27 protein-coding genes and 1 other RNA gene are annotated in these 23,948 nt (G+C 59.6%); 19 read left to right on the plus strand and 9 right to left on the minus strand.

The features are described from left to right. Window position 1 precedes the first annotated feature (1 nt). The 5 genes from hisC to gyrA form a co-directional block, all read right to left on the minus strand. Complete coding sequence (gene hisC / locus GCN78_RS11325) at window positions 2-1,108, minus strand: histidinol-phosphate transaminase (protein ID WP_152251793.1); 1,107 nt, start codon at window positions 1,106-1,108, stop codon at window positions 2-4. Window positions 1,109-1,152: 44 nt separating this feature from the next. Next, on the minus strand, window positions 1,153-2,223 hold the full coding sequence (gene pheA / locus GCN78_RS11330) for a prephenate dehydratase (protein WP_152251794.1): 1,071 nt from the start codon (window positions 2,221-2,223) through the stop codon (window positions 1,153-1,155). Window positions 2,224-2,305: 82 nt separating this feature from the next. Then, window positions 2,306-3,397, minus strand: coding sequence for a 3-phosphoserine/phosphohydroxythreonine transaminase (gene serC / locus GCN78_RS11335; RefSeq protein WP_152251795.1), 1,092 nt, complete (start codon window positions 3,395-3,397; stop codon window positions 2,306-2,308). Between the two features lie 24 nt (window positions 3,398-3,421). Then, on the minus strand, window positions 3,422-4,006 hold the full coding sequence (locus GCN78_RS11340) for a DUF2059 domain-containing protein (protein WP_193316694.1): 585 nt from the start codon (window positions 4,004-4,006) through the stop codon (window positions 3,422-3,424). 106 nt (window positions 4,007-4,112) lie between these two features. Beyond that, window positions 4,113-6,791, minus strand: a complete 2,679-nt coding sequence (gene gyrA, locus GCN78_RS11345) for a DNA gyrase subunit A (protein WP_152251797.1) — start codon at window positions 6,789-6,791, stop codon at window positions 4,113-4,115. A 266-nt stretch (window positions 6,792-7,057) separates the two neighbouring features. Here gyrA and GCN78_RS11350 point away from each other — a divergent pair, with 266 nt between their 5' ends. From GCN78_RS11350 to GCN78_RS11375, 6 genes are all read left to right on the plus strand, one after another. Next, window positions 7,058-7,285 (plus strand): hypothetical protein, encoded by a 228-nt coding sequence (locus GCN78_RS11350; RefSeq protein ID WP_152251798.1) that lies wholly within the window; start codon window positions 7,058-7,060, stop codon window positions 7,283-7,285. A 164-nt stretch (window positions 7,286-7,449) separates the two neighbouring features. Continuing rightward, a complete protein-coding gene (gene ompA, locus GCN78_RS11355) occupies window positions 7,450-8,160 on the plus strand; it encodes an outer membrane protein OmpA (RefSeq protein WP_152251799.1) in 711 nt (236 codons plus the stop codon). A gap of 127 nt (window positions 8,161-8,287) precedes the next feature. Further along, window positions 8,288-8,983, plus strand: a complete 696-nt coding sequence (gene ubiG, locus GCN78_RS11360; protein ID WP_152251800.1) for a bifunctional 2-polyprenyl-6-hydroxyphenol methylase/3-demethylubiquinol 3-O-methyltransferase UbiG — start codon at window positions 8,288-8,290, stop codon at window positions 8,981-8,983. Between the two features lie 68 nt (window positions 8,984-9,051). After that, entirely contained in the window at window positions 9,052-9,756 is a 705-nt protein-coding gene (locus GCN78_RS11365; protein ID WP_152251801.1) for an HAD family hydrolase, read from the plus strand. 83 nt (window positions 9,757-9,839) lie between these two features. After that, window positions 9,840-10,200, plus strand: a transfer-messenger RNA (tmRNA) gene (gene ssrA, locus GCN78_RS11370). A gap of 330 nt (window positions 10,201-10,530) precedes the next feature. Continuing rightward, the gene (locus GCN78_RS11375; RefSeq protein ID WP_152251802.1) at window positions 10,531-10,866 is read left to right on the plus strand and encodes a hypothetical protein; all 336 of its coding nucleotides are present in this window, start codon (window positions 10,531-10,533) and stop codon (window positions 10,864-10,866) included. A 457-nt stretch (window positions 10,867-11,323) separates the two neighbouring features. On the opposite strand, the gene GCN78_RS29620 is transcribed toward GCN78_RS11375, so the two are convergent. Next, window positions 11,324-11,704, minus strand: coding sequence for an SOS response-associated peptidase family protein (locus GCN78_RS29620; protein ID WP_226939580.1), 381 nt, complete (start codon window positions 11,702-11,704; stop codon window positions 11,324-11,326). Between the two features lie 402 nt (window positions 11,705-12,106). On the opposite strand from GCN78_RS29620, the gene GCN78_RS11385 reads away from it, so the two are divergent. After that, window positions 12,107-12,997 (plus strand): hypothetical protein, encoded by an 891-nt coding sequence (locus GCN78_RS11385; protein WP_152251803.1) that lies wholly within the window; start codon window positions 12,107-12,109, stop codon window positions 12,995-12,997. 417 nt (window positions 12,998-13,414) lie between these two features. Here the strand turns inward: GCN78_RS11385 and GCN78_RS11390 are convergent, their stop codons facing one another. From GCN78_RS11390 to GCN78_RS11400, 3 genes are read right to left on the minus strand one after another with little or no spacing between them, the layout of a single operon-like run. Then, the gene (locus GCN78_RS11390) at window positions 13,415-13,630 is read right to left on the minus strand and encodes a DUF2116 family Zn-ribbon domain-containing protein (protein WP_152251804.1); all 216 of its coding nucleotides are present in this window, start codon (window positions 13,628-13,630) and stop codon (window positions 13,415-13,417) included. Further along, complete coding sequence (locus tag GCN78_RS11395; protein ID WP_226939581.1) at window positions 13,627-14,682, minus strand: phage portal protein; 1,056 nt, start codon at window positions 14,680-14,682, stop codon at window positions 13,627-13,629. The genes GCN78_RS11390 and GCN78_RS11395 overlap by 4 nt, the downstream gene beginning before the upstream one ends. Then, the gene (locus GCN78_RS11400) at window positions 14,679-16,490 is read right to left on the minus strand and encodes a terminase ATPase subunit family protein (protein ID WP_152251806.1); all 1,812 of its coding nucleotides are present in this window, start codon (window positions 16,488-16,490) and stop codon (window positions 14,679-14,681) included. Before GCN78_RS11400 ends, GCN78_RS11395 begins: the two co-directional genes overlap by 4 nt. Window positions 16,491-16,626: 136 nt before the next feature. Here GCN78_RS11400 and GCN78_RS11405 point away from each other — a divergent pair, with 136 nt between their 5' ends. The 12 genes from GCN78_RS11405 to GCN78_RS11460 all read left to right on the plus strand — a co-directional run bounded on the left by GCN78_RS11405 (window position 16,627) and on the right by GCN78_RS11460 (window position 23,892). Beyond that, on the plus strand, window positions 16,627-17,415 hold the full coding sequence (locus GCN78_RS11405) for a GPO family capsid scaffolding protein (protein WP_152251807.1): 789 nt from the start codon (window positions 16,627-16,629) through the stop codon (window positions 17,413-17,415). A 47-nt stretch (window positions 17,416-17,462) separates the two neighbouring features. Further along, window positions 17,463-18,482, plus strand: coding sequence for a phage major capsid protein, P2 family (locus GCN78_RS11410; protein ID WP_152251808.1), 1,020 nt, complete (start codon window positions 17,463-17,465; stop codon window positions 18,480-18,482). Then, entirely contained in the window at window positions 18,482-19,198 is a 717-nt protein-coding gene (gene gpM / locus GCN78_RS11415; RefSeq protein ID WP_152251809.1) for a phage terminase small subunit, read from the plus strand. The genes GCN78_RS11410 and gpM overlap by 1 nt, the downstream gene beginning before the upstream one ends. A 95-nt stretch (window positions 19,199-19,293) precedes the next feature. Next, window positions 19,294-19,797 carry a head completion/stabilization protein gene (locus GCN78_RS11420; RefSeq protein WP_152251810.1) on the plus strand — a complete coding sequence of 168 codons (504 nt, stop codon included), beginning with the start codon at window positions 19,294-19,296 and terminating at the stop codon, window positions 19,795-19,797. Continuing rightward, window positions 19,797-20,006, plus strand: a complete 210-nt coding sequence (locus GCN78_RS11425) for a tail protein X (RefSeq protein WP_152251811.1) — start codon at window positions 19,797-19,799, stop codon at window positions 20,004-20,006. Before GCN78_RS11420 ends, GCN78_RS11425 begins: the two co-directional genes overlap by 1 nt. Before the next feature lie 64 nt (window positions 20,007-20,070). After that, on the plus strand, window positions 20,071-20,442 hold the full coding sequence (locus tag GCN78_RS11430; protein ID WP_152251812.1) for a hypothetical protein: 372 nt from the start codon (window positions 20,071-20,073) through the stop codon (window positions 20,440-20,442). Next, complete coding sequence (locus GCN78_RS11435; RefSeq protein ID WP_152251813.1) at window positions 20,442-21,002, plus strand: glycoside hydrolase family 108 protein; 561 nt, start codon at window positions 20,442-20,444, stop codon at window positions 21,000-21,002. Before GCN78_RS11430 ends, GCN78_RS11435 begins: the two co-directional genes overlap by 1 nt. Then, complete coding sequence (locus tag GCN78_RS11440; RefSeq protein WP_226939582.1) at window positions 20,999-21,511, plus strand: lysis system i-spanin subunit Rz; 513 nt, start codon at window positions 20,999-21,001, stop codon at window positions 21,509-21,511. Before GCN78_RS11435 ends, GCN78_RS11440 begins: the two co-directional genes overlap by 4 nt. Continuing rightward, window positions 21,495-21,983 (plus strand): phage tail protein, encoded by a 489-nt coding sequence (locus GCN78_RS11445; RefSeq protein ID WP_152251814.1) that lies wholly within the window; start codon window positions 21,495-21,497, stop codon window positions 21,981-21,983. The genes GCN78_RS11440 and GCN78_RS11445 overlap by 17 nt, the downstream gene beginning before the upstream one ends. Beyond that, a complete protein-coding gene (locus tag GCN78_RS11450) occupies window positions 21,980-22,456 on the plus strand; it encodes a phage virion morphogenesis protein (RefSeq protein ID WP_152251815.1) in 477 nt (158 codons plus the stop codon). Before GCN78_RS11445 ends, GCN78_RS11450 begins: the two co-directional genes overlap by 4 nt. A gap of 210 nt (window positions 22,457-22,666) precedes the next feature. Beyond that, complete coding sequence (locus GCN78_RS11455; RefSeq protein WP_152251816.1) at window positions 22,667-22,942, plus strand: hypothetical protein; 276 nt, start codon at window positions 22,667-22,669, stop codon at window positions 22,940-22,942. A 359-nt stretch (window positions 22,943-23,301) separates the two neighbouring features. Beyond that, the gene (locus GCN78_RS11460; protein WP_193316695.1) at window positions 23,302-23,892 is read left to right on the plus strand and encodes a DUF4145 domain-containing protein; all 591 of its coding nucleotides are present in this window, start codon (window positions 23,302-23,304) and stop codon (window positions 23,890-23,892) included. The last annotated feature ends 56 nt before the right edge of the window (window positions 23,893-23,948 follow it).

Below are 23,948 nucleotides of genomic sequence, written 5' to 3' on the forward strand. Positions count from 1 at the left end.
GTCAGGCCAGCGCTTTCGTCAGCGCGGCGATGAAGATGGCGTTTTCCTGCGGCAGGCCGATGGAAATGCGCAGCCATTGCGGCAAGCCGTAGCTGCCGACGGGACGCACGATCACGCCCTGTTTCAGCAGCGCCAGGTTCACGCGCGCACCCGCCTCGTCGTCGTCGCCCACTTTGACCAGCACGAAATTGCCGTGCGATGGCACGAATTCCAGGCCCAGTTGCGTGAACGCTTCCGTGAACTGCTGGTAGCCGGCCGCGTTGTTGCGCGCGCTTTGCTCGAGGAAGGCCTTGTCGTTCAGGGCGGCGATCGCCGCCGCCTGCGCCAGCGAATTCACATTGAAAGGCTGGCGGATGCGGTTCATCAGGTCCGTCAGCGCCGGCTGGGCGATGGCGAAGCCGATGCGCAGGCCGGCCAGGCCGTAGGCCTTCGACAGGGTGCGCGAGACCACCAGGTTCGGATACTGGCGCACCCACGCCGTCGACTCATATTGGTCTTCGGCCGACAGGAATTCGTTGTAGGCCTCGTCGAGCACGACGACGACGTGCTGCGGCACTTTCTTGAGGAAGGCTTCCAGCTGCGCCGCCGTCAGGAAGGTGCCGGTCGGGTTGTTCGGGTTGGCGATGAAGATCAAGCGCGTGTCGTCGGCGATCGCCGCCGCCATCGCGTCCAGGTCATGGCCATACGCTTGCGCGGGCACGACGATGTGGCGCGCGCCCAGGCCTTGCGTGGCCAGCGCGTACACGGCGAACGAGTACTGCGAGTAGACGACGGACTGGCCGTGTTCGACAAACGCGTGCGCGGCGATTTCCAGGATGTCGTTGCTGCCGTTGCCCAGGGTGATCCAGTCGGCCGGCACGTCGTAGCGCTTGGACAGCACGGCTTTCAAGTCGAAGCCGTTGGCGTCCGGATAGCGGCCCAGGTCATCGATGGCGGCGATCATCGCCTGCTTGGCCGATGCCGGCATGCCGTACGGGTTTTCATTCGACGCCAGCTTGACGATGGCTGCCTCGTCGAGGCCGAATTCGCGCGCGACTTCCGCGATCGGTTTGCCGCTCTGGTAAGGGGCGATGGCGCGGACGTATTCTGGACCGATATTTTTAGACATGGTGTTCTTTAAAAAAGTGGGTGATTGTAAGAATCGCTACAACTTCACAGGCTGACCGGATATGACCCCAGCACCTTGAAAAACGCCGCGTTGCTCTGCAGCTCGGCCAGCGCCTGGGCGACGGCCGCGTCGTGCACATGGCCTTCCACATCGACATAGAAATAATACTCCCAGCTGCCCATGCGCGCCGGGCGCGACTCGAAGCGCGTCATCGACACGCCGTGTTTCGCCAGCGGCGCCAGCAACTGGTACACGGCGCCCGCCTTGTTCGGCACGGCCAGCACCAGCGACGTCTGATCCTTGCCCGACGGCGCCGTCTGCAAGGTGCCCACGACGGCAAAGCGCGTGCGGTTGTGCGGGTCGTCCTGGATATGGCCCTTGACCACGCCCAGCTTGTACTGCGCGCCCGCCAGTTCGCTGGCGATGGCCGCCACCGTGCCATCTTCGCCGGCCATGCGGGCCGCCTCGGCGTTCGAGGCCACGGCGTGGCGCGCGATGTGCGGGTAATTCTGGTTCAACCACACCTGGCACTGCGCCAGCGCCTGCGAATGGGCGCAGATGGCGGTGACGCCATCCATGTTGCCGCTCTTCGTCATCAGGCTGTGGTGCACGGCGATCGCCACCTCGCCGCTGATGACAAGGCTCGTCTGCAGCATCATGTCGAGGGTGCGGTTGACGGCGCCTTCCGAGGAATTCTCGATCGGCACCACGCCGAAGTCCGCCGTTCCCGCCTCGGCGGAGCGGAACACTTCATCGATGGAGGCGCACGGCAAGCCTTCGACGGCGCTGCCGAACTGCTGGTACACGGCCTGTTCGCTGAAGGTGCCGGCCGGGCCAAGATACGCCACGGTGACCCTCTTTTCCAGTGAGCGGCAGGACGACATGATTTCGCGGAAGATGGTCTGCACTTCGCGGTCGCCCATGGGGCCGGGATTGCGCTCGGCCACGCCGCGCAGCACCTGCGCTTCGCGCTCGGGGCGGAACACGGGCGCCTGCGTTTCGGCCTTCACATGGCCCACTTGCTGGGCGATTTGCGCGCGGCGATTCAGCAGTTCGAGGATTTGCGCGTCGATCGCATCGATCTGTTCGCGCAGCGGTTTCAATTTATCGGTCATGGTTGTTTGTTTCGTCAGCTGTACTTCAATCATGGCCGCGCGGCCTGCGCCGGCGGCGGGCCGGCGCGGTCGTCAATGCGACTCAGCGTCCGGCAAACTCGTTCAAATAGTTCACCAGGGCTTGCACGCCCTCGATCGGCATCGCGTTATAGATCGATGCACGCATGCCGCCGACGGACTTATGGCCCTTCAGTTGCAGCAGGCCGCGCTGCTTGGCGCCGGCCAGGAATGCGTCGTTCAAGCTTTCATCGCGCAGATAGAACGGGATGGTCATGCGCGAGCGGTATGCGGGGTCGACCCGGTTCTGGTAAAAGTCGTCCGCATCGAGCGCCGCGTACAGCAGCGCCGCTTTCTCAATATTACGCTGTTCCATGGCTGCAACGCCACCCTGGCGTTTGAGCCACTGGAAAACCAGGCCGGCGATATAGATGCCGTAGGTGGGCGGCGTGTTGTACATCGATTCATGTTCGGCCACGATGGTCCAGTCAAAGGCCGACGGACAGATCGGCAGCGCCTTGCCCAGCAAGTCTTCGCGCACGATGACCACGGTCAGGCCGGCCGGGCCGATATTTTTCTGCGCACCGCCGAAGATCACGCCATATTGCGATACATCGATCACGCGCGACAGAATGTGCGACGACATGTCGGCCACGATGGTGGTCCCAGCCGGCACGTTCGGCGCCAGCTGGAATTCCACGCCATCGATGGTTTCATTGGTGCAGATGTGCAGGTAGGCGGCGCCCGGCGTCAGCTTCCATTCGTCGACCGGCGGCACGCCCGTGAAATGGGCGGCCTTGGACGAGGCTGCCACGTTGACGTTGGCGTACTTGGCCGCTTCCTGGATCGACTTGCCCGACCACGAGCCCGTGTGCACGAAGTCGATGGTGGCCGGCTGCTGCGCGGCCAGGCCCACCAGGTTCATCGGGATGATGGCGTTCTCGCCCAGGCCACCGCCCTGCAGGAACAGAATCCGGTAGTTGTCTGGCACGGCCAGCAGCTCGCGCAGGTCGGCCACCGCCTGCTTGTAGATGGAGATGAATTCGGGACCACGGTGGCTCATTTCCATCACCGACATGCCACTGCCATGCCAGTCCTGCATTTCAGCGGCCGCTTGCGCCAGCACTTCCTTGGGCAGGACGGCGGGGCCGGCGGAGAAGTTGTAGATATGGGTCACGATACGGTCCTTAGTAAAATGAAATTATTGGGGCGACTGCGTGGCCGCCCGCATGACCTGCTCAAGCACGGCATTCACGCGGGGGATCAGCACGCGCTGGCTGATGGCCATCGATTCGGCCGACAGTTGCGGCATCGTGGCCAGCATCTTGCGGCCCAGCGGCGTCTTGTAGAAGGCCGTCAGCTGCTCGACTTCGGGCACCGTGTAGAAACGCGCGTACAGGGGCACCATTTCATCGCCCAGTTCATCGATCAGGGTCGGGTCGGCCAGCACCTGCGTCAGGGTGGCGATGGCCAGCGGGATTTCTTCCTCGGCGCTGGCCAGCGCGCGCGCCTTGCGCTGCTCGTCCAGCTTCGGGTTGCTGTTGATTTGCTGCTGCGCCGACTGGCGGATCATGGCGGGTACCGATTGCAGCATCTGGTCGAAGATGCTGCGCGTGAGCTGCGGGAACTGCATCGCGTCGAGCATGCGCCGCACGGCCACTTTCATGGCGGGGCTGGGCGCGGCCTGGCGGGCCGGCGTGGCTTGCGTGCTCTGGGCCAGGGCCGGCAGGGTTGCAAGAAAGGCCAGCGAAAACGCGGCGAAGAAGGTGGCGACGATTTTTCTCATGGCTTGCGGGACTCTATAAAAGCGGGGAATGGCCTGGGACACGCAGGCTGGCGCCGCAACTGGCGCGCCCATAGCAATTGGGGCTCCCGAAAGAGCCCCAATCATCTTACTCCGGCTGGGCCGGGTCTGCTGGATCGGCTGGTTCAGCCGGCGCCTGCGCGGCATCCGTGCCCGCCTCCGTCGTCAGCTCGACTTCGTCGATATCCGTCTCCACCACGCGCTGCAGGCCGGACAGCTTGGTGCCGTCTTCCACGGCGATCAGGGTCACGCCCTGCGTCGCGCGGCCCATCTCGCGGATTTCCGACACGCGGGTGCGGATCAGGACACCACCGGTGGTGATCAGCATGATTTCATCGTTGGTATCGACCAGGGTCGCGGCAACCACTTTACCGTTGCGCTCGCTGGTCTGGATGGCGATCATGCCTTTCGTGCCTCGGCCATGGCGCGTGTACTCGGTGATCGGCGTACGCTTGCCGTAACCGTTTTCCGTTGCCGTCAGCACCGACTGCTGCTCGTTCTCGGCCACCAGCAGCGCGATCACGTGCTGGCCTTCTTCCAGGTTCATGCCGCGCACGCCGCGTGCCGTACGGCCCATCGGACGCACGTCGTTCTCGTCGAAGCGTACCGCCTTGCCCGAATCGGAGAACAGCATCACGTCGTGCTGGCCATCGGTCAGCGCCGCGCCGATCAGGAAGTCGCCGTCGTCCAGGTCGACCGCGATGATGCCGGCCTTGCGTGGATTGCTGAAGTCCTTCAGCGGCGTCTTCTTGACGGTGCCCAAGCTGGTCGACATGAAGACGTAATGGTCTTCCGGGAACGTGCGGTTCTCGCCCGACAGCGGCAGGATCACGGTGATCTTTTCGTTGTCCTGCAGCGGGAACATGTTGACGATCGGCTTGCCGCGCGAATTGCGCGAACCTTGCGGCACTTCCCACACCTTCAGCCAGTACATGCGGCCACGATCCGAGAAGCACAGGATGTAGTCGTGCGTATTGGCGATGAACAGCTGGTCGATCCAGTCTTCCTCTTTCGTCGCCATGGCCTGCTTGCCGCGACCGCCGCGCTTCTGCGCGCGGTATTCGGTGATCGGCTGGGCCTTCATGTAACCCGTGTGCGACAGGGTCACGACCATGTCCTGCGGCGTGATCAAATCTTCCGTTTCCAGATCGGTGGCATTCAACTCGATCTGCGAGCGGCGCACGTCCTTGTTGCCGGCGCCGTATTCGTTCTTCGCCGCCGTCATTTCATCGGTGATGATGACGGTGACGCGTTCCGGCTTGGCCAGGATATCGAGCAAGTCGGCGATATGTTCCATCACGTCCTTGTACTCGTTGACGATCTTGTCCTGCTCCAGACCGGTCAGGCGCTGCAGGCGCATCTGCAGAATTTCCTGCGCCTGATCGTCCGACAGCTTGTACAGGCCATCGCCCTGCATGCCGTAGTGCTTCGGCAGGTTTTCCGGACGGTAGGCATCGATGCCGCCTGGCGTCGTGCCGTCGCCCGTGCGGGCCAGCATTTCGCGCACGACGGACGAATCCCAGGCCTTGGCCATCAGCTCGACCTTGGCGATCGGCGGCGTTGGCGCAGCCTTGATGATGGCGATGAAGTCATCGATGTTGGCCAGCGCGACTGCCAGGCCTTCGAGCACGTGACCGCGTTCGCGCGCCTTGCGCAGTTCGAACACGGTACGGCGCGTGACCACTTCGCGGCGGTGCGACAGGAAGCATTGCAGCATCTGCTTGAGGTTCAGCAGCTTCGGCTGGCCATCGACCAGGGCCACCATGTTCATGCCGAAGGTGTCCTGCAACTGGGTCTGCTTGTACAGATTGTTCAGCACCACTTCCGGCACTTCGCCCCGTTTCAGCTCGATCACCACGCGCATGCCCGACTTGTCGGATTCGTCGCGGATGTCGGAAATGCCGTCGAGCTTCTTGTCGCGCACGTTTTCGGCGATGCGTTCCAGCAAGGATTTCTTGTTGACCTGGAATGGCAGCTCGTCGACGATGATGGCGATGCGGCCGCCATCCTTGCCGTATTCTTCGAAGTGGGTCTTGGCGCGCATCACGACGCGGCCACGGCCCGTGCGATAGCCGTCGCGCACGCCGGATACGCCATAGATGATGCCGGCCGTCGGGAAGTCCGGCGCCGGGATCAGCTCGATCAATTCATCGATCGTGCAGTCGGGATTGCGCAGCACGTGCAGCGCGCCGTCGATGACTTCGGTGATGTTGTGTGGCGGAATGTTCGTCGCCATACCGACGGCGATACCGGACGAGCCATTAATCAGCAGGTTCGGGATACGCGTCGGCAAGACCGTCGGCTCCTTTTCCTTGCCATCGTAGTTGGGCTGGAAGTCGACGGTATCCTTGTCGATATCGGCCAGCAGCTCGCCGGCGATCTTGTCCAGGCGGCACTCGGTGTAACGCATCGCCGCAGCGCCATCGCCGTCGACGGAACCGAAGTTGCCCTGGCCATCGACGAGCATGTAGCGCAGCGAAAAATCTTGCGCCATGCGCACCAGTGTGTCGTAGATCGAGGCATCGCCGTGGGGATGGTATTTACCCATGGTTTCGCCGACCACGCGGGCGCACTTGACGTAAGGGCGGTTCCACACGTTATTCATTTCATGCATCGCGAACAAGACGCGGCGGTGCACTGGCTTCAAGCCATCACGCGCATCGGGCAAGGCGCGACCGACGATCACGCTCATGGCGTAATCGAGGTAGCTCTTGCGCATCTCTTCTTCGAGGGAAATAGGAATTGTTTCTTTTGCGAATTGATCCATTGGCGGTTCGACTGATCTCAGGCTGTGGTTAACTTATCTGTTACGCAATGTATGACGCAATACTGCATATCCTGGGTGGCTGTCGTCGTGGACGCCGCGTCGCGCGCGCTGCTGGCGCGGCCCGGCTTCCATGTCGCAGAGTGCCTGAACAAATCGACGGACTGGCGGCACGGCCAGTACGGGTACCGCGGGGATACCTCCTGGCCATACGGTGCTGCCGTGGGCATTTGCTCGACACTCTTAACAGTCAAGCGCACGATTTTAGCATGCGCGCCCGGCTATCTGTACAAATTGGCCATACCGACAATATTGGCCATTTGCACCGGAGGCGTGCGGCTGAAGCATTCGATAATGCACAATGGCAATACCAGTTCAAGCCACCTGCCCTGAAAAGTGGCAAAAAAAACGATCAATTGTTACAGATGCGTTACAAATGGGCATTTTCGTTGCGCAAAAACAACGAGCGGTCTAAAATCGGGCAAGCTTTGATTTAACCACGGTCGTGCGCCCCTGATGCGTGTGGCAAAATGACTGGGAAGTTAATTGCTAGTTTCGCAATCTGAAACGAGCGCATATGGTCTACATGATAAAATCTTGGCACGTAGCACCAGTAGCGCAGTGTTGTTCTGCGGATATCACCCCCCGAAAGGAAAAAAGAATGAATAAATTTGTAACGCTGTTTTTCGCTGCATCCGCAGTGATTGCTGGCTCGGCTTCGGCCCAAACCCCAACCTCCCCACCATTCGCGCCAGTTACCACTGACATCAAAGCACCAAGCCCAAAAAGCGCTTACGTGCAAGATGCCCGCGGCGTGATCGTGCGTGACCCATTCGGCCTGTGCTGGCGTACCGGCTACTGGACACCTGCTGACGCAGTGCCAGGTTGCGACGTGCCACTGTGCGTAGAGCCAGAAACCCTGCAAGACGGCAAATGCGTGGCTCCTCCAGCACCAGTCGTACCAGCACCGGCACCAGCACCTGTCGTGCCAGTACCAGTCGTCGTTGCTCCTACCTCGGAAAAAGTCAGCTTCGCCGCTGATGCATTCTTCGATTTCGACAAAGCTACGCTGAAGCCAGAAGGCAAAGCCAAGCTGGACGAGCTGTCCGCACAATTGGGCGGTATCAACCTGGAAGTCATCATCGCTGTGGGTCACACCGACTCCGTCGGCACCGATGCTTACAACCAAAAACTGTCGGTACGTCGTGCTGATGCTGTCAAAGCCTACCTGGTTTCCAAAGGCGTTGAAAGCAACCGCGTGTACACCGAAGGCAAAGGCGAGAAACAACCTGTTGCTGATAACAAAACTGCCGAAGGCCGTGCGAAAAACCGTCGCGTGGAAATCGAAGTTGTTGGTACCCGCAACAAGTAATAGCTGATCCCCTGGACTTGCCGCAAGTCATCGCGCAAGTCAAGAACAGCATGAAAAACCCCGCCACGGCGGGGTTTTTTTTCGTCCGTGGCTGCCCAATTGTAAAATTGCCGCTATTATTCGACCTATGAACGCCGACCCTCTCGAAATCCAAAAATTCAGTGAGCTGGCCCACCGCTGGTGGGACCCCACTTCCGAGTTTCGTCCCCTGCACGAAATTAACCCCCTGCGCCTGGAATGGATCAACGCGAAAGTGCCGCTGGCCGGCAAGCGCGTGATCGACATCGGCTGCGGCGGCGGCATCCTGGCCGAATCGATGGCCCGCAAGGGCGCCGATGTGACGGGCATCGACCTGTCCGACAAGGCCTTGAAAGTGGCCGACCTGCACAGCCTGGAATCGGGCGCCAAGGTACGCTACAAGCTGATCGCCGCCGAAGCCATGGCCGAGGAAGAAGCCGGCCAGTACGACGTCGTCACGTGCATGGAAATGCTCGAGCACGTGCCGGACCCGGCCGCCATCGTCAAGGCTTGCGCCACCCTGGTGAAACCGGGCGGCCACGTCTTCCTGTCGACCCTGAACCGCAACCCGAAAGCGTACCTGTTCGCCATCCTGGGCGCCGAATACCTGCTGCGCCTGCTGCCGAAAGGCACGCACGACTATGACAAATTCATCACCCCGGCCGAGCTGTCGCAATACGTGCGCAGCGCCGGCCTGGACGTCAACAGCATGCGCGGCATGGGCTACAATCCGCTGACCAAGATTTACTCACTTAATAGCGATACCAGCGTCAATTATCTGGTGGCCTGCACCCGGCCGCTGTAACCATCACGCACAATACAAGGCGGCTGCGGCCGCCATTTTTCATTCCTACTTGACACATTTTGCCCGCCATGATCACAGACCATCTGCCAGCCCCGCGCGCCATCCTGTTCGACCTCGACGGCACCCTGGCCGACACCGCGCCCGACCTGGCGGCGGCCATCAACCTGCTGCGCGCGCGCGCCGGCCTGGCGCCGACCCCGTATGACGTCCTGCGCCCCACGGCCTCGGCAGGCGCGCGCGGCATGATAGGCGCATCGTATGGCGTGCAACCTGGCGAAAGCGGCTACGAAGCCCTGAAAGACGGCTTCCTGAACAATTATGAAGCGGCGCTGGCCGTGGAAAGCCGTTTGTTCGACGGCATCCCCGCCCTGCTGGAAGGCCTGCAAGCCCTGGGCCTGGCCTGGGGCGTGGTCACCAACAAGGCCGCTCGCTTCACCGACCCGCTGGTCGGCCAGATCGGCCTGGGCGCCGCCGGCTGCGTGATCTCGGGCGACACCATGCCCCACCCGAAACCGCACCCCGCCCCCTTGCTGGAAGCGGCGCGCCGCCTGGAGCTGGCGCCGCAAGACTGCTGGTACGTGGGCGACGACCTGCGCGACATCCAGGCCGGCCGCGCCGCCGGCATGCGCACGGTGGCCTGCGCCTGGGGCTACTGCGGCCCCGTCGAACCGCAGCACTGGAACGCCGACCACCTGCTGGACACGCCGCAGGCGTTGCTCGAGCTGGTCAGCGCGGTGGTGAAGGCGGCGCAGGCGCGGCAGTTGGCGGCATAAATCAGCCTGCGCTTGATCTCGCACACCAGCAAGCGAATGCATCATGCAAGAGTGGGCGGATTGCGCTACAATGAGGGTTCTGTGGGGACGACCTGGTTTCGACGTGGGTTGCAAAGCAGCGCAGGGCATACCGAGGGCGGGCTACCTCGTAAATACAACCTGAAAAAACTTAACTGCAAACGATAACTCGTACGCACTGGCAGCTTAATCGCTGTTAGCTCTAGAACACCTCGTCCCTGGGGTGGGCCGTCAAAAGCTCTAGAGTCATTTACAGGGACTCGTCGTATGCTGGGTTACTTAGCGTCCGACTAAATAATAGGTAACTCGCTTGCCCATAACGTGCACATCCGTGCTGGCTGAGTTAAATTAAATGATAGTGCTAAGTATGTAGAACTGTCTGTGGAGTGCTTGCGGACGCGGGTTCGATTCCCGCCGTCTCCACCACTGAATTCTTTAGAATCAAGTAGTTAGCAAGAAGAAGGCTGTCATTATTTGGGTTGTTTTTGGGCTGTTCTAGCCTAGGAATGACAACAAAATGACAGCCTTTTTTTCTTGGAAGTGTGGCCTGTCGCCACACCTATCCGTCAACACATTCACTGTCCCCTCTCCCATAACACATCAGTCCCGTCGTGCTTATATCGATGCGGAAATGCATAACCTGAAATATTTGAAGTGGAACACTTGCATTTTATTCAAGAAAGCGCAAGATAGCACGATGTACTGCGGTGCTAGACAACCGTTTGGCGGCAGTCAATAAGCGTTCAAAGGAGTTTTATGATTGACAACAATAATCACCAAGTTGTATTTTCAACCACCCTCTTCATTGACGACAATACTGATTGCATTATTGACATACCATTGTTAGGAGTGACTCGACGCTTTATTTTCCGATTCGTTGACGGCGCCAACCGCGACTTAGAGGCAAGACTGGAAGGTCAGGTTTGCTTACTCAATTTTACCGGATGGAAAAGTAATAGCTGTACAGATAGACGACATCCTCTGCCTATTGCTCAAGCAACACCTCCTGAAATAAGACCTCATTTCGACGTAGTACATCAATATTTTCCGGGTCGAAACTTAGTGCATTTTTTTATTTCTCTCGGTGATTAATATTCCCACTCGGGCTTACGCGTGCGAAATATTATCAAATTATCATTCATCTAAGTTTGACCTAAAAATCAAGCTCGTTTAGTTCGACTTTGCTTGTTGTGGAGGTTTTTCCTCCACAACAATATTACATGTCTGGTCAGATATAATAAAAAGCGATTCGTTTTCAATAGTCGTGCAGGCATACAGAATAGGTTTAAATACAACAACCAGGACATGCACATAATGGAAAACGGAATGAAGTGGCTTGCAGTAGCGTTAATGTTTTCTGTCGTCGTATGTGCAGTGCTGTTTCGTTACGAATACTTTGCCCATGGAGGAATTCGCAGCGACCGCTGGACGGGCCGTACCGAGATGGAGTGTGGCACTAACGGCGAGCTCGGCTGGAAAACCCAAGCTGAGTGCTACAGCTCAACTCATTAGCCTTTGGGCACTCGTTCGCAAGCCCCCAAGCACGTGTTCATTTTTTCACACGCGGCGGAAGTGGATCCGCCACAGCGACGAGGCGTTCTGCTGGATACTGCTGAAACAAATCCTCTTCGGTCACAAGGGAACCATCGAGCCAGCCGTGATACTGGTCCGGGTCGAGCATCATCACCATCCGTTTTTCATCATCCGGCTTGTGGAAGCGCTGCATGAGCGGGGGGCCATCGGCGTTTATCGTCAGCATCGAGAACGACAAGAGCAAGTCTTGAGGCCGGAACTCCCATATTCCGGCGATGGCGGCCGGCATACCATCTGCGCGCTCGATGCGCCAGCGAACCGGCTTGCCCGTCTCATAGCAAGGTTCAAAGAAATTATCTGCAGGGATAAATGCAGAACTGTTTACGCTTCCAGGCATTGCGGAAGGATGGCTTCTGCGCCACGGTTTCGGTGCGGGCGTTTTAGGTCTGGCGCGCCAGCTTCATATCGGCCCAATGGGGCACCATGCCAAACATGGCCGGGGCGATTTCCAGTTCCCCGGACGCTTCATGCGAGCCACGTAGGATTGGCGCCATGTAGCCAGGCCACGCTTCGGGCGGCAAGTCGAATTGGGGCGATCGAACACCGAACCGGTCGTCGATCTGTTCTTTACGGCTGGGGGTGTAATCAGCACACATAAGAAATTCCAATCAAGTTTTGATATCTGTATGCACAATACCTTATAAACATAAGATGAATGCTCCAGAGAGGCTCAACTTAAAAACATGTGGTTGACAAAAAATATAATGATTGGTAACGTCATAATTTTTTTCAAGATATCATGTTTAAAATAAACAGCAACTTATTTCATCCAGAACGAAGTCTCTTCTCACTTCCAGTTGTCCAATGGACGTTCCTCGTCTTTCTTTGCATAGCTATCGCTCTTGCAGCCACAATAGCAATTATTGATCCGGCGCCATTTTCCATGACATCAGCAGGCCTCAATAATGCGGCAGAATATTTCAAAATCCCACTTGCAATTTTAGCTATAGGATTGACATTTATAGGAATTTACGGCGCAAATCATCGATCAGAGCAAACCAAGAAACAAATTGAAAGAGCACTCACTCAAATTGAACTTAGCAACTCTCAAATGAAAATAACAAAAGAACAAAACAATTTTTCAAATTTCTATAAACACATCGAAGAATTTGATAAATATTGCAATTCAATCAGTACAGAAAAACTCAAAATTACACAAACCAGACAACTACATAGAATTATCTTCCCTAAAGCAAATGCAATATCTGGAAATTATGAGGTAAGTGCAGATTTCATTTCAGATCTAGAGAAATTAGTAAACCTATTTCTTGACCTATCTAATGGTTTCAATGATGAAAACAAGGAAAAACGCATTGGAGCAGCATTTTACATTCAAAAAAACGTCAGGAAATTTAATGAAAAACACTACTTTAAAATGTCTAACGCAGGAATACCTGGAAAGTCACATTTGTATGGACTAGAGACATTCACAATACATGATGGAGGCATAAAGAAAATAGCCACCGACTTTATTTACCTAGTCTCAAAATCCGATGAAATAATAAGCTTTGATTTAAATTACTCGCCAAGCAGAAAAATTAAAGACCTATCAGAAGTAGACTTATCTCTAGTTACTCAAGACGCAGAATTAAAAAACCCTTTCGACCTAAACAAACTCTTAATTAAATAGATAATCAATACTCTATAAAAGTGACCTAAATCACTCAGCAAGCAAAAAATAACTAGCTAGACCCCTGCCCTTGGCGCGCGAACGCAGACATGTACTCCAATGCCACACAGAAAAAACCGCTCAAAGTGCGTCAAAATGCGTCAAATCGCGTGCCCCCTCTTCGCCCCGCCGCGCCAGTCCTCATGCGCCTTCGGCCATGGTGCAAATTTGAATCAAAAGAGCCCTATATAGCGGGCAGGTGTGGAGGGGGGACAACTGCGCGCGCCGGGCCGAAACGGACTTTTTCTTGCTTCCATGGCAATATCAATCATCGGGACGTGAAAAAGCCGCCTCGGGGGCGGCTTGTGCGGTGGCTGGGGTGCGCTGGCGCGGCTGGGCTGTCGCGGCCCCGCCCTGCCGGCTATCGCGGCGTGGCGGTCATCCTGGGCGGCCGGCGCGCGCCTTGGCCGCTTGCTCCTTCTCGTAGTCGTCGCGGCAATCCACATCGCAGAACAGCCGCGCGGGCGCCAGCGCCTCGTCGCAGTAGAGGCAGCAGCCATGCGCCACCAAGGCGGGCCGGCGCCGCACGGCGGCCAGGCCGCGCGCCACCTCGGCAAAGATGATCTTGTCCGTGTTGTCGATATGGTCGCTCATTGCGCGCCCTCCCCGCCCGTGGCCAGGTCATACGGGGCAAACCTCACTACTTCCACACCCGCCCACTCATTGATCGCCATGAACTGCGCCTGCAGCGGCACCAGCTCGTTGCGCGCGAAGACGCGCGCGGCCGGTTCCACGGCGCCGAAGCCGCCGGCATTGTTCGGCAGGATGCCCATCAGCTGGGGCGGCACGCGGTGCGCGGCAAGCTGGTCGTCACGCGTGACGCTCTTGATGTTGAAAAACTCGTCCTTGGCGGCCACGTCCGACACGGGCAGGATCTGGATGCCGTCCTTCTTGCCGTTCGGCGCGTACATGAACAGGTTGCGGAAGTTGCCCGGCCCTTTGCTGTCGCGCATGGCCTGGCGCAGGTTGTCCACGTCCTGCGTGTTCGCCGCGGCGTCCGTCATGTAGAACACGAAACCGGCGTGCGAGCCGTTCTTGTAATACTTGCGGCGGAACAGGGTGGCCGCCTCATTGAGCCAGGCCGATTGCAAGGCGCTCAGGTACTGCGGCACGCCGTACAGCTCCTGGTTCACGTCCGGTTCCATCAGGTGGAATACGCGGCCCTTGTCGAACTGGTGCACGGCCTGGTAGCCATTCACGAAGAAATAGGTGTCCAGATCGACGCCGCGCCGCATGTACTTGGCCAGCGCATGCTGGTACGCCAGCGCCTTGCCGCTGCGGCTGGGCCGGTCTTCCAGGTAGGCATTGCCAAAGGTCAGATAGTCCAGGGCCATGCGCTTGAAGCCATCGCGCGACAGGTATTTCGTCGGCATCAAGGTGGACGTCAGCACGTTGGCCTTGAAGTGGATGGCGCTGCTGTGGTGCACGCCCGCATTGAAGGACTTGGCCAGGCCGGCCAGGTTGATGGGCGGCTCATACCAGTGGCCGTTCTTCCAGCATTCGAAGCAATCGAGAATGTCGGCGTGCTCGAGCACGGGCGTCGGGTCGCCGAAGGAAAACGCCTCGATGCCGGCGGCGGCCGGCGCCGTGGCCGCTGGTGGTGCGCTCCCGGCCTGCCGGCCGCGCAAGTGTCGTGCTTTGCTCAAGAATAAATCTCCATGAAAGAGTGGTGGTTGTCGGTGGTGCCTTCGAATGGCTCGTGATCGAGGGCGTGCATGCAGGCCCACGCCAGATCGGCGTGGCCGGTTTCATCGCTGCGGCCGGCGACATAGGTCACGTGCCGCCCGCTGGGGGTGAGGGTCTTGTGGATGGCCATGAAGGACTGCGCGATGTCCGTCCAGCCGGCGTCAAATTCCAGCCGGCCCTTGCTGATGATGTTTTTGGCTTTTAGCACCATGCGCGTTTTGACTTCGGGCGAGTAATTCAGGGCCGTGACGGCCGGGAAGAAGCCGCGCACGATAGGCAGCACGCCGATGCCCATGCCCGTGGTATCGATGCCGATGTATTCGACGTTGTAGCGGCCGGTCATCTGGCGGATCGCGTCGGCGTGGTCTTCAAAGCTCTGCCCGCGCCACTGGTGGCGCTCCAGGATGCGGAACTTGCCGCCGGCCGTCATGGGCGGCGCCAGCACGACGCAGCCGGCGCTGTCGCCGTTCAAGGCCGGGTCATAGCCGATCCACACGGGCCGGTTGCCGAACGGGCGCAGGCCCAGCAAGGGCTTGTAGTCGTCCCACTCGACCCAGGAATCGACCATGCAGCGCTGCAGCTCGGCCAGCGGGAAGACCGAGGCCGAGTCGTCGATGAAATTGCACATCAGCAGATTGTCGAACTGGTCCGGGCTGTATTCGAAGTTGCGCAGCTCGTCGATGTCGAACAGATTGCAGCCGCCGCGCTCGGCGTCCAGGATGGTGACGATCTGGCGCCAGATCTTGTCCTCGCCCGTGTAGCCCGACGAGAGGCGGCCATGGCTCACATCGATGTTCACCTGGTCCGCCTTGGCGCGGCGCTTGTTGAACAGCTCGCCCGTCCAGAACGGATAAGCCTGGTGCGTGGTCGAGGATGGCGTTGAAAAGTAGGTCTTGCGCCACTTCTTGTGGATGGCCATGCCCGAGGCCACCTTGTTCAACTCCTGGAAGTTCTGCGTCCAGAAAAATTCATCGAAGTAGAAATTACCGTGGTAGCCCTGCGCCGTGCGCGCGTTCGTGCCCAGGAAATACAGGTGGGCGCCATTCGGCAGCACGATGGGGTCGCCCGTCAGCTCGATGCCGGCCGCCTCGCGCGCGAATTGCACGATGTATTGCTTGAAGACGTGCGCCTGGCTCTTGGATGCAGACAGGAAGATTTGATTGCGGCCCGTCTTCATCGCATCGGCCAGCGCCTCGCGGGCGAAGTACCAAGTGGCGCCGATCTGGCGCGACTTCAAAATGGCGCGCGTGCGCTGGTCGCCGTTGCGATACCAGACCTTTTGATAGTCGAACAGTGAGTCCTGGAAGGCGTCCAGCAGCTGGATTTTCTGCTCTTCGCTGAAATCGTTGCGGGTCGGCTTCTTCTTTGGCCCCGCGTTGCGGTTCGCCAGCTTGGGGTTGAGGTCGACCTCGTTGCCGCCCGGCTGCTCGTAGCGGCGCACACGCGCCGCCTGCACGATAGCGCGCATCAGCAGGTCAATTTCCTTGTAATCGCTACCGCTCTTGACCTCTTTTTCGATCAGTTTCACCAGGCGCAGCTCGGCCGACGCCTCGACATGCTCGATGGCCTGCGCCTTGTCCCATTCGTCGCGCTCTTTCCAGCTATTGATGGTGCTGCGCTTGATCCCCAGGTGGCGGGCGATAGACGAAATGCGCCAGCCCTTCCAGTACAGGGCGCGCGCGGCACGGCGCGGCTCGGATTCGGGCACGGCCAGTTCACCGATGATTCCATCGACGGTTTGTTCGCTTGTTTTCTCGATTGTCAGCATGCCGCCAGCGTAGGCCGCGCGCGCGCGGAGCGGGGAAAGGCAAAAGTCGCTATGGCCCATAGCAACCCGCACCGCATTGAATCGCGGCGCCAAGACGTTGACCATGGCGTTATCCGATCAACCGAGAACGCCCACCATGTCCAAATCGAAATTCTTCCGCGTCGCCACCGAAGGCGCCACCACGGACGGCCGCAACATCGACCGCGCCACCATCGAGCAGATCGCCGCCACCTACAACCCGAAAACCTACGGCGCGCGCATCTGGCTGGAGCACATTCGCGGCATCCTGCCCGACAGCCAGTTTAAGGCCTATGGCGACGTGATCGCCGTCAAAGCCGAAGAAGTGGACACCGACAACGGCAAGAAACTGGCCCTGTTCGCGCAGATCGAACCGACGCCGGAGTTGATCGCCATCAACAAGGCGAAACAGAAGCTGTACACCAGCCTGGAAATCCAGCCCGACTTTGCCGACTCGGCGCAGCCCTACCTGGTCGGCCTGGGCGTCACCGACAGCCCCGCCAGCCTCGGCACCGAAGCGCTGCAATTCTCCGCCAGCCGCAAGCTGCAAAGCACCAATCTGTTTACGTCCGCCGTCGAGGTGACGCTGGAGTTTGACGAGCCGCAGGGCACCAAGCTGGCCGACGCCGTGAAAAACCTGCTGTCGCGCTTCTCCCATAAATCCGGCACCGACGCCGCGCAGTTCGCCGACATCAGCGAAGCCGTGCAGGAGCTGGCCGGCCACGTCGTCACCGTCAACGACAACTATGCCGACACCCTCAAGCGCCTCGATGCAGCGGAAAAGGCGCAGAAAGCGACGCAGGACGAACTGGCCAGCTTCAAGGCACAGATGGATGAAGCGCCCGGCAACGGCCCGCGCCGCCCGGCCGCCACCGGCAACGACGGCGCCGTGCAGACCGAGTTTTAAGCGCTTGCCATCCACCAACACCCCATTCAACAACGGAGCAATAATTCATGAAAAAGCAAACGCGCCAGGTCTTTGGCCAGTATGAAACCCGCCTGGGCCAACTGAACGACACGGACAACGTGGCCAAGACCTTCAGCGTCACGCCCAGCGTGCAACAAAAGCTGGAAACGAAAATGCAGGAATCGAGCGAGTTCCTGACGAAAGTGAACATCATCGGCGTGACCGAGCAGGAAGGCGAAAAGCTGGGCCTGGGCGTGTCCGGCCCGATTGCCGGCCGCACCAACACCAAGGACAAGGAACGCAAGACGCGCGACCTGTCCACCCTGGACGGCACCAAGTACCGCTGCGAGCAAACCAACTTCGACACGCATTTGAACTACGCCAAGCTGGACGCCTGGGCCAAATTCCCCGACTTCCAGTCGCGCGTGGCCAATGCCATCCTGACGCGCCAGGCGTTGGACCGCATCGTCATCGGTTTCAACGGCGTAAAAGCCATGGCCGACACCGATCTGGATGCCAACCCGCTGCTGCAGGACGTGAACAAGGGCTGGCTGCAGCATTTGCGCGAGCTGGCGCCCGAGCGCGTGCTGGGTCTGGTCGCGGCCAGCCTGCCGGGCAAGGTCATCATCGGCGACGTGGACGGCGCCGACTATGCAAATCTGGACGCGGCCGTGACGGACGCCGTCAACCTGCTCGATCCCTGGTATCAGGAAGACACCAATCTGGTGGCCATCGTCGGGCGCAAGCTGTTGAACGACAAGTATTTTCCGTTGGTCAACGCCAAGCAGGCGCCCACGGAAACCCTGGCGGCCGACATCATCATCAGCCAGAAGCGTATCGGCGGCTTGCCGGCGGCGCGCGTGCCCTACTTCCCGGACAACGCCATCCTGATTACCCGCTTCGACAATCTGTCGATCTACTTCCAGGAAGGCGCGCGCCGCCGCCGCGTCGAGGACGTGCCCAAGCGCGACCGCATCGAAAACTATGAGTCGTCGAACGACGCCTACGTGATCGAAGACCTGGGCCTGGCCGCGCTGGTGGAAAACATCGAGCTGAAAGACAAGTGATGGCGAACCAATCCCCCGCCCTGCGCCACCGCGCGCGCATGCTGGCCGAGCGCACGGCCGGCGCCGCCGCGCCGCAGGGTGTCACCACCGGCACGGCTTACGAAATGATGCTCTACAAGCTGTCCGACGACCGGCGCCGCCTGAAATCCATTCAGTCCGTCGAGCGCAAGATCGAGGTCAAGGCCACCATGCTGCCCGACTATGCGCAATGGATCGACGGCGTGCTGGCCGGCGGCAAGGGCGCGCAGGATGACGTCTTCGCCACCCTGCTGGTGTGGCACATCGACACGGGCGAGTACGAGCGCGCCCTGGTCATGGCCGAATACGCGCTGGCGCACAAGTTCACCCTGCCCGAGACTTACAGCCGCGACATCGCCACCCTGATGCTGGACGAGTTTGCCGAAGGCTATTTGCACGGCAAGCTGGCCAGCGATCCGCAGCACGCGGCGCGGGTGCTGGGCCAGGTGGAACAGTTGACGGCCGCCGCCGACGCGCCCGACCAGGCGCGCGCCAAGCTGCACAAGGCCATCGGTCTGGCCATGATCGCCGTGCTCGATCAGGCCGACGATACCGACATCGCCCCGGCGCTGCTGCCGCAGGCGGAAACGGCCATGGGCCAGTTGAAACGCGCGCGCGCCCTGTCCGAGTCCTGCGGCGTCAAGAAAGATATGGAAAAGCTGGAGCGGCGCATCAAGCGCGCGGCCGGTTCCGCGTAAGAGCATCCCCCGCAGCACAGCGGCACGGGGGGATTCTGGCCAAACCAGCGGTCTGATGAACCCCGTCCACCGCCCACTTTTTGAAAGCGCCCCGTATGTCCTTCATGGCCCTGCCCCCGTCAAACCAGCCTGGCACCGCCCCTGCGCCGCCAGCGGTTGCCCCTGGCATCATCGAGAACGACGGCTGGTTTCCCGATATTGCGCTGACCGATATGCGCGACGCCATGCGCCTGGATGGCACCGTCACCGACGCGCGTCTGGTACAAGCCGTGGTCGATGCCATCCTGCACGTCAACCGCGAGCTGGCCGACTGGCAGGGCAAGCAGGCCGCAGCCGGTATTGCCGCCCTGGTCGACGTGCCCGCCACGCGCATCAACCGCGAATCCCGCTTGCTGGCGCAGTACCGGCGCGCCGTCTACAGCACGGCGAAGGCCGATCTGATCGAGCGTTACCGCGACTACGACACCACGGCCACGTCCGTCAGCGATAAGAAAAGCATGGAGTGGCTCGACGAGGCTCCCGGCGCGCAGCGGCGCAATGCGCAATGGGCGATTGCCGATATGGTGGGCCGCACGCACCTGACCGTGGAATTGATCTGATGCAGGTGCGCACGCGGCAGCACGACACGGTGGACGCCCTGGTGTGGCGCTACCTGGGCGACGGCGCGGGATACGTCGAGCAAACCCTGGAGCTCAATCCCGCGCTGGCGCGCCACGGCGCCGTGCTGCCGGCCGGCCTGGTCGTCACCCTGCCCGAGCCGGCGCCCAGCAAGGGCCAGCTTGCTGACATCGTGCAGCTATGGGATTAACGCAGCAATCCACCTTTTTACCCTCATGAGAAATCTATCTAACTTCACCCCGGAGACTCAAGCAATGTCCGCAGAATCGTTTGGTGGTTTCGCCACCCTGGTCAAACTGTACGGCTTCAAGGCGGCGCTGGGCATGGTCGGCGCCGCCATGCTGTACATCGTGCTGCCGCCGTTAAATAGCGACGGCACTTTCAACAAGGGCGAATTCGTCGCCCGCCTGGCCTGCGCGGGCGTGTTCTCGTGCCTGCTGGGCAGCACCGTGTACCAACTGCTGTGCGCCCAGCTCCCTACCATTGGGGGCATGGTGAACGCCAGCTCCATCGACCTGATCGTGGGCGCGCCCGGCTGGTGGGTATCGCGCGCCGTAGCCCTGTGGTTCCAGCGCCGCAGCGACAAGGACATCGCCGAGCTGGTCAAAGACGCGAAGGAGCACTGATGGCCACCATGGAAAATCCCCTGATCGCGCGCACCATCGACGCCATCCTGCACGCTGAAGGCGGCTATGTGAACGACCCTCTTGATGCGGGCGGCGAAACCAATTACGGCATCACCGTGGCCGTGGCGCGCGCCAACGGCTACACGGGGCCGATGCGCGAGCTGCCCGTGGCTGTGGCGCGCGCCATCTACACGGCGCGCTACATCACGGAACCCAAGTTCGACCAGGTGCTGGCCCTGCATGCCGGCATCGGCGCCGAAGTGATCGACACGGGCGTGAACATGGGGCCGCACCGCGCGGCCGAGTTCCTGCAGCGCTGGCTGAACGGGTTCAACGACACGGGCGCCAGCTACCCCGCTCTGTTCGTCGACGGCCGCCTGGGTGCACAGTCGCTGGGCGCGCTGGCCGCTTTTCTCAAATGGCGCGGCCAGGATGGCGCCACCGTACTGCTGCGCGCCTTGAACGGCCTGCAGGCGGCGCGCTATCTGGAAATCACCGAAGCCAACAAGACCCAGCGCCGTTTTCTGTTCGGCTGGATCAAGGAACGGGTAGCCATGTGACCGCGACCACCTGGCGCCCGCTGGCCGCTGCTCTCCTGTGCGGCGCCATCGCGGGCTGGACGGCGCAGAGCTGGCGCAAGGACGCCAGCATCGCCGCCCTGCAGCGGGCGGCGGCCACCGACAAGACCACCGCCGCCACCGAATTGGCCCAGGCCACCGCCCGCGTGCTCACGCTGGAGCGCGCCGCCGGCGCCGCCCTGGCGCAGCGCGCCGACCACCTCACCCAGGAGCAAACCCATGCGAAAACTGAACGCGACCGTTTCAGCCTTGATGTGCGCAGCGGCGCTGTGCGCCTGTCAATCCCCGTCGCCAGCGGCCAGTGCGCCGCAACTGCAGATACCACCGCTGCCGCAGGCCGTCGGATTGAAGCGCGCGCCGAACTTGACCCGGCGACTGCGGCAGCTCTTGACGCCATTGCCGGCGACGGCGACGACGCCACCCGCCAGTTGAACGCCTGCATCGACGCCTACAACCTAGTACGAGACACCTACCATGTACAAACCGAATAGCCTGCGCCAGCACTTGGCCGCCGCCATCCCTGACCTGCAGCGCGACCCCGACCGTCTGCTGGTCTTCGCCGACGAGGGCAACGTGGTGGCCACCGCCACCGCCTCCCTCTCCTTCGAATACCGCTTCAAGCTCAACCTAATCGTCACCGATTACGCGGGCGACGCCGACGCCATCATGGTGGCCCTGATCGCCTGGCTCAAAGTCCACCAGCTCGACCTGATGGCCAACGAAGAAACCCGCAAGCACGGCATCGCCTTCGAAGTCGATTTTAATAACCACGAAACGGTGGACATTTCCATCAAGCTGGACTTGACCGAGCGGGTGGCCGTCAAGGCCGGCGAGGCGGGCCGCCTCGACATCAAGCACCTGGCCGAGATACAGCACATGCCGGCCTACGCGGACGAGTTCTGGAAGCTGTACGCCGGCGACACCCTGCTGGCCGAATGGCGCACGCCCGAGGTGACGGCATGAGTGACGACCTGCACGCGCTGGAAGCCTGGGTCGGCGCCCTGCTGGCCAAGCTGCAACCAGCCCAGCGCCGCGCCATCAATCACAAGGTGGCCATCGACCTGCGCCGCAGCCAAGCACAGCGCATCAAGGCGCAGCAGGGGCCGGATGGCACGGCGTATCCGGCGCGCAAGAAGCGCAAAGAATTGAAGGGGAAGAAGGGGCGCATCAAGCGGCAGAAGGCGGCCATGTTCGCCAAGATTCGCACCGCAAAATACCTCAAGGTACATGCCGATCCTGGCCAGTTGACTGTCGGCTTCTTGGGCAAAATAATGCACGTGGCAAGGGTGCACCAAGAAGGACTAACGGATAACGTCTCCAAGACGGGGCCAAAATACAGCTATCCGGCCCGGCCGCTCCTGGGGTTGAGCGAATCGGATCGAACATTGATTCGCGAATCCCTGCTGCATCACCTGGAACAGTTCCAAGCTGATTGATTCGAACTTAAACTGATATAAATTATCACTTTCGCCACATCTGTACGAATTACCGCTATGGGCTAAGAGCAACCATTCGTTATAGCGTGACAATGTGTGATTTTTTCCGCTTAGCAAACCGCTATCCTCTAGTGCGGCAATCGGTCACGAGCGATTGTTCAATCTAATGCGACATTCTGATTGCTTTTCACCTACGATGAGAGGAAGTTCATGGAAGACCATAGTGGCAAACCGAAACGGTGCTTAGGTGCCAATCTTGACGTCGCAGAGGAATTCATCGCACAGGCTGTGAAAGGGTACTCACAGGAGAAAGTGAAGGAGTTGGCCGACCACAATTCCGAGACTTCAAATGCGCTGTACCAAAGTTATTTAGCCATATATCCGAATAACTTCGTGAATACCCGAGACGTGATGCTCCACGAAAGCAGGTTTAAGTATGTCGCCGCGGAGCATGCCGGGGGACAGCGCTTCTTCGATGCCGAGTAGTTGACCGGGCCGCACGACCAGGGCGTTTGCCTAGCAATGCCCAATCAACAGCAATCTGTTCGATCAATCATAATGGCCCTCCAGAACGTACAATGCGCTGCATCAGACGCGGACCATCGTTTGAAAGATTCAGTACCAATTGCTCACGTCAATCGGCCGCTGCGGTGGCGTCTAGTTTGGGGCGAAATCCGCCGTTGAACGTGAGTAAAGTTCAAAAGAAGATACAGGCAATCGCAAATACCAGCAATCACACGTTTTTGTCTTGAATGAAAATTTGTGAGCTTTGCTGCCGACCAAGCTGCTGTGCTGAATATCCTCTGCCGAGTTCGGCAGAGGCAACCGTTCCAATTGGAGAAGTCTTGATCTACTACTGCGACCAGTGTGAAAAGCACACCAATTTCCATCCATTGCAGGTACACCTTCTTCCTGAAGAAGTCCCGCCTGAAGAGCACACGTTCGCAAAGTGTGATGCATGCAATAAGCCTGCGATATTTCTCCGTGAAGACGTAGGCGATGGCTTCGAGAGTGATTTTTACTATCGGTTGTATCCACCACATGACCGTCATGTAGGCTTTCTGCTTCCACCTGTCGTGCGTACCTCGTACGAGGAGGCTGTTAAATGCGAGGGAGCAAAGTCGTGGATTGCTTGTGTAACGATGGTCGGTCGAACGCTTGAGGCGGTAACAAAGGATTACGACCCTAAGCCGAAGTCCATGTTTGCTGGCCTGCAGACCATGCATAAGGACGGCGCGATCAGCCAAGAAATCTATGAGTGGGCAAACGAATTACGCGTTATTAGAAATTTTGGTGCGCACGCAACTGATGAACCGATTTCCCGCCAAGATGCGGAGGAGGCCTTGGATTTTCTTCAGGCAATCATGGAGTTGATTTACTACATGCGTCCAAAATTCCAGCAAATGAAAACACGTCGTGGTTTAACCAAGCCATAATCTAGCATTCCACGCAACCGGGCTTGCGCAAAAGCTGTGGGGGCCGACTATCTCCG

The organism is Janthinobacterium rivuli, assembly GCF_009208735.1.
Classification (GTDB): domain Bacteria; phylum Pseudomonadota; class Gammaproteobacteria; order Burkholderiales; family Burkholderiaceae_D; genus Janthinobacterium.

Excerpts from the sequence above, each read along its gene's own strand:
- GCN78_RS11425 (WP_152251811.1), top strand. The coding sequence starts at position 19,797 with ATGCAGGTGCGCACGCGGCAGCACGACACGGTGGACGCCCTGGTGTGG.
- GCN78_RS11350 (WP_152251798.1), top strand. The coding sequence starts at position 7,058 with ATGCGCGCCCGGCTATCTGTACAAATTGGCCATACCGACAATATTGGC.
- GCN78_RS11420 (WP_152251810.1), top strand. The coding sequence starts at position 19,294 with ATGTCCTTCATGGCCCTGCCCCCGTCAAACCAGCCTGGCACCGCCCCT.
- GCN78_RS11450 (WP_152251815.1), top strand. The coding sequence starts at position 21,980 with ATGAGTGACGACCTGCACGCGCTGGAAGCCTGGGTCGGCGCCCTGCTG.
- hisC (WP_152251793.1), bottom strand. The coding sequence starts at position 1,108 with ATGTCTAAAAATATCGGTCCAGAATACGTCCGCGCCATCGCCCCTTAC.
- GCN78_RS11390 (WP_152251804.1), bottom strand. The coding sequence starts at position 13,630 with ATGAGCGACCATATCGACAACACGGACAAGATCATCTTTGCCGAGGTG.
- GCN78_RS11435 (WP_152251813.1), top strand. The coding sequence starts at position 20,442 with ATGGCCACCATGGAAAATCCCCTGATCGCGCGCACCATCGACGCCATC.
- GCN78_RS11365 (WP_152251801.1), top strand. The coding sequence starts at position 9,052 with ATGATCACAGACCATCTGCCAGCCCCGCGCGCCATCCTGTTCGACCTC.
- pheA (WP_152251794.1), bottom strand. The coding sequence starts at position 2,223 with ATGACCGATAAATTGAAACCGCTGCGCGAACAGATCGATGCGATCGAC.
- GCN78_RS11410 (WP_152251808.1), top strand. The coding sequence starts at position 17,463 with ATGAAAAAGCAAACGCGCCAGGTCTTTGGCCAGTATGAAACCCGCCTG.
- ompA (WP_152251799.1), top strand. The coding sequence starts at position 7,450 with ATGAATAAATTTGTAACGCTGTTTTTCGCTGCATCCGCAGTGATTGCT.
- GCN78_RS11455 (WP_152251816.1), top strand. The coding sequence starts at position 22,667 with ATGGAAGACCATAGTGGCAAACCGAAACGGTGCTTAGGTGCCAATCTT.
- GCN78_RS29620 (WP_226939580.1), bottom strand. The coding sequence starts at position 11,704 with ATGCCTGGAAGCGTAAACAGTTCTGCATTTATCCCTGCAGATAATTTC.
- GCN78_RS11405 (WP_152251807.1), top strand. The coding sequence starts at position 16,627 with ATGTCCAAATCGAAATTCTTCCGCGTCGCCACCGAAGGCGCCACCACG.
- GCN78_RS11400 (WP_152251806.1), bottom strand. The coding sequence starts at position 16,490 with ATGCTGACAATCGAGAAAACAAGCGAACAAACCGTCGATGGAATCATC.
- GCN78_RS11445 (WP_152251814.1), top strand. The coding sequence starts at position 21,495 with ATGTACAAACCGAATAGCCTGCGCCAGCACTTGGCCGCCGCCATCCCT.
- GCN78_RS11385 (WP_152251803.1), top strand. The coding sequence starts at position 12,107 with ATGTTTAAAATAAACAGCAACTTATTTCATCCAGAACGAAGTCTCTTC.
- GCN78_RS11340 (WP_193316694.1), bottom strand. The coding sequence starts at position 4,006 with ATGAGAAAAATCGTCGCCACCTTCTTCGCCGCGTTTTCGCTGGCCTTT.
- gpM (WP_152251809.1), top strand. The coding sequence starts at position 18,482 with ATGGCGAACCAATCCCCCGCCCTGCGCCACCGCGCGCGCATGCTGGCC.
- ubiG (WP_152251800.1), top strand. The coding sequence starts at position 8,288 with ATGAACGCCGACCCTCTCGAAATCCAAAAATTCAGTGAGCTGGCCCAC.
- gyrA (WP_152251797.1), bottom strand. The coding sequence starts at position 6,791 with ATGGATCAATTCGCAAAAGAAACAATTCCTATTTCCCTCGAAGAAGAG.
- GCN78_RS11430 (WP_152251812.1), top strand. The coding sequence starts at position 20,071 with ATGTCCGCAGAATCGTTTGGTGGTTTCGCCACCCTGGTCAAACTGTAC.
- GCN78_RS11375 (WP_152251802.1), top strand. The coding sequence starts at position 10,531 with ATGATTGACAACAATAATCACCAAGTTGTATTTTCAACCACCCTCTTC.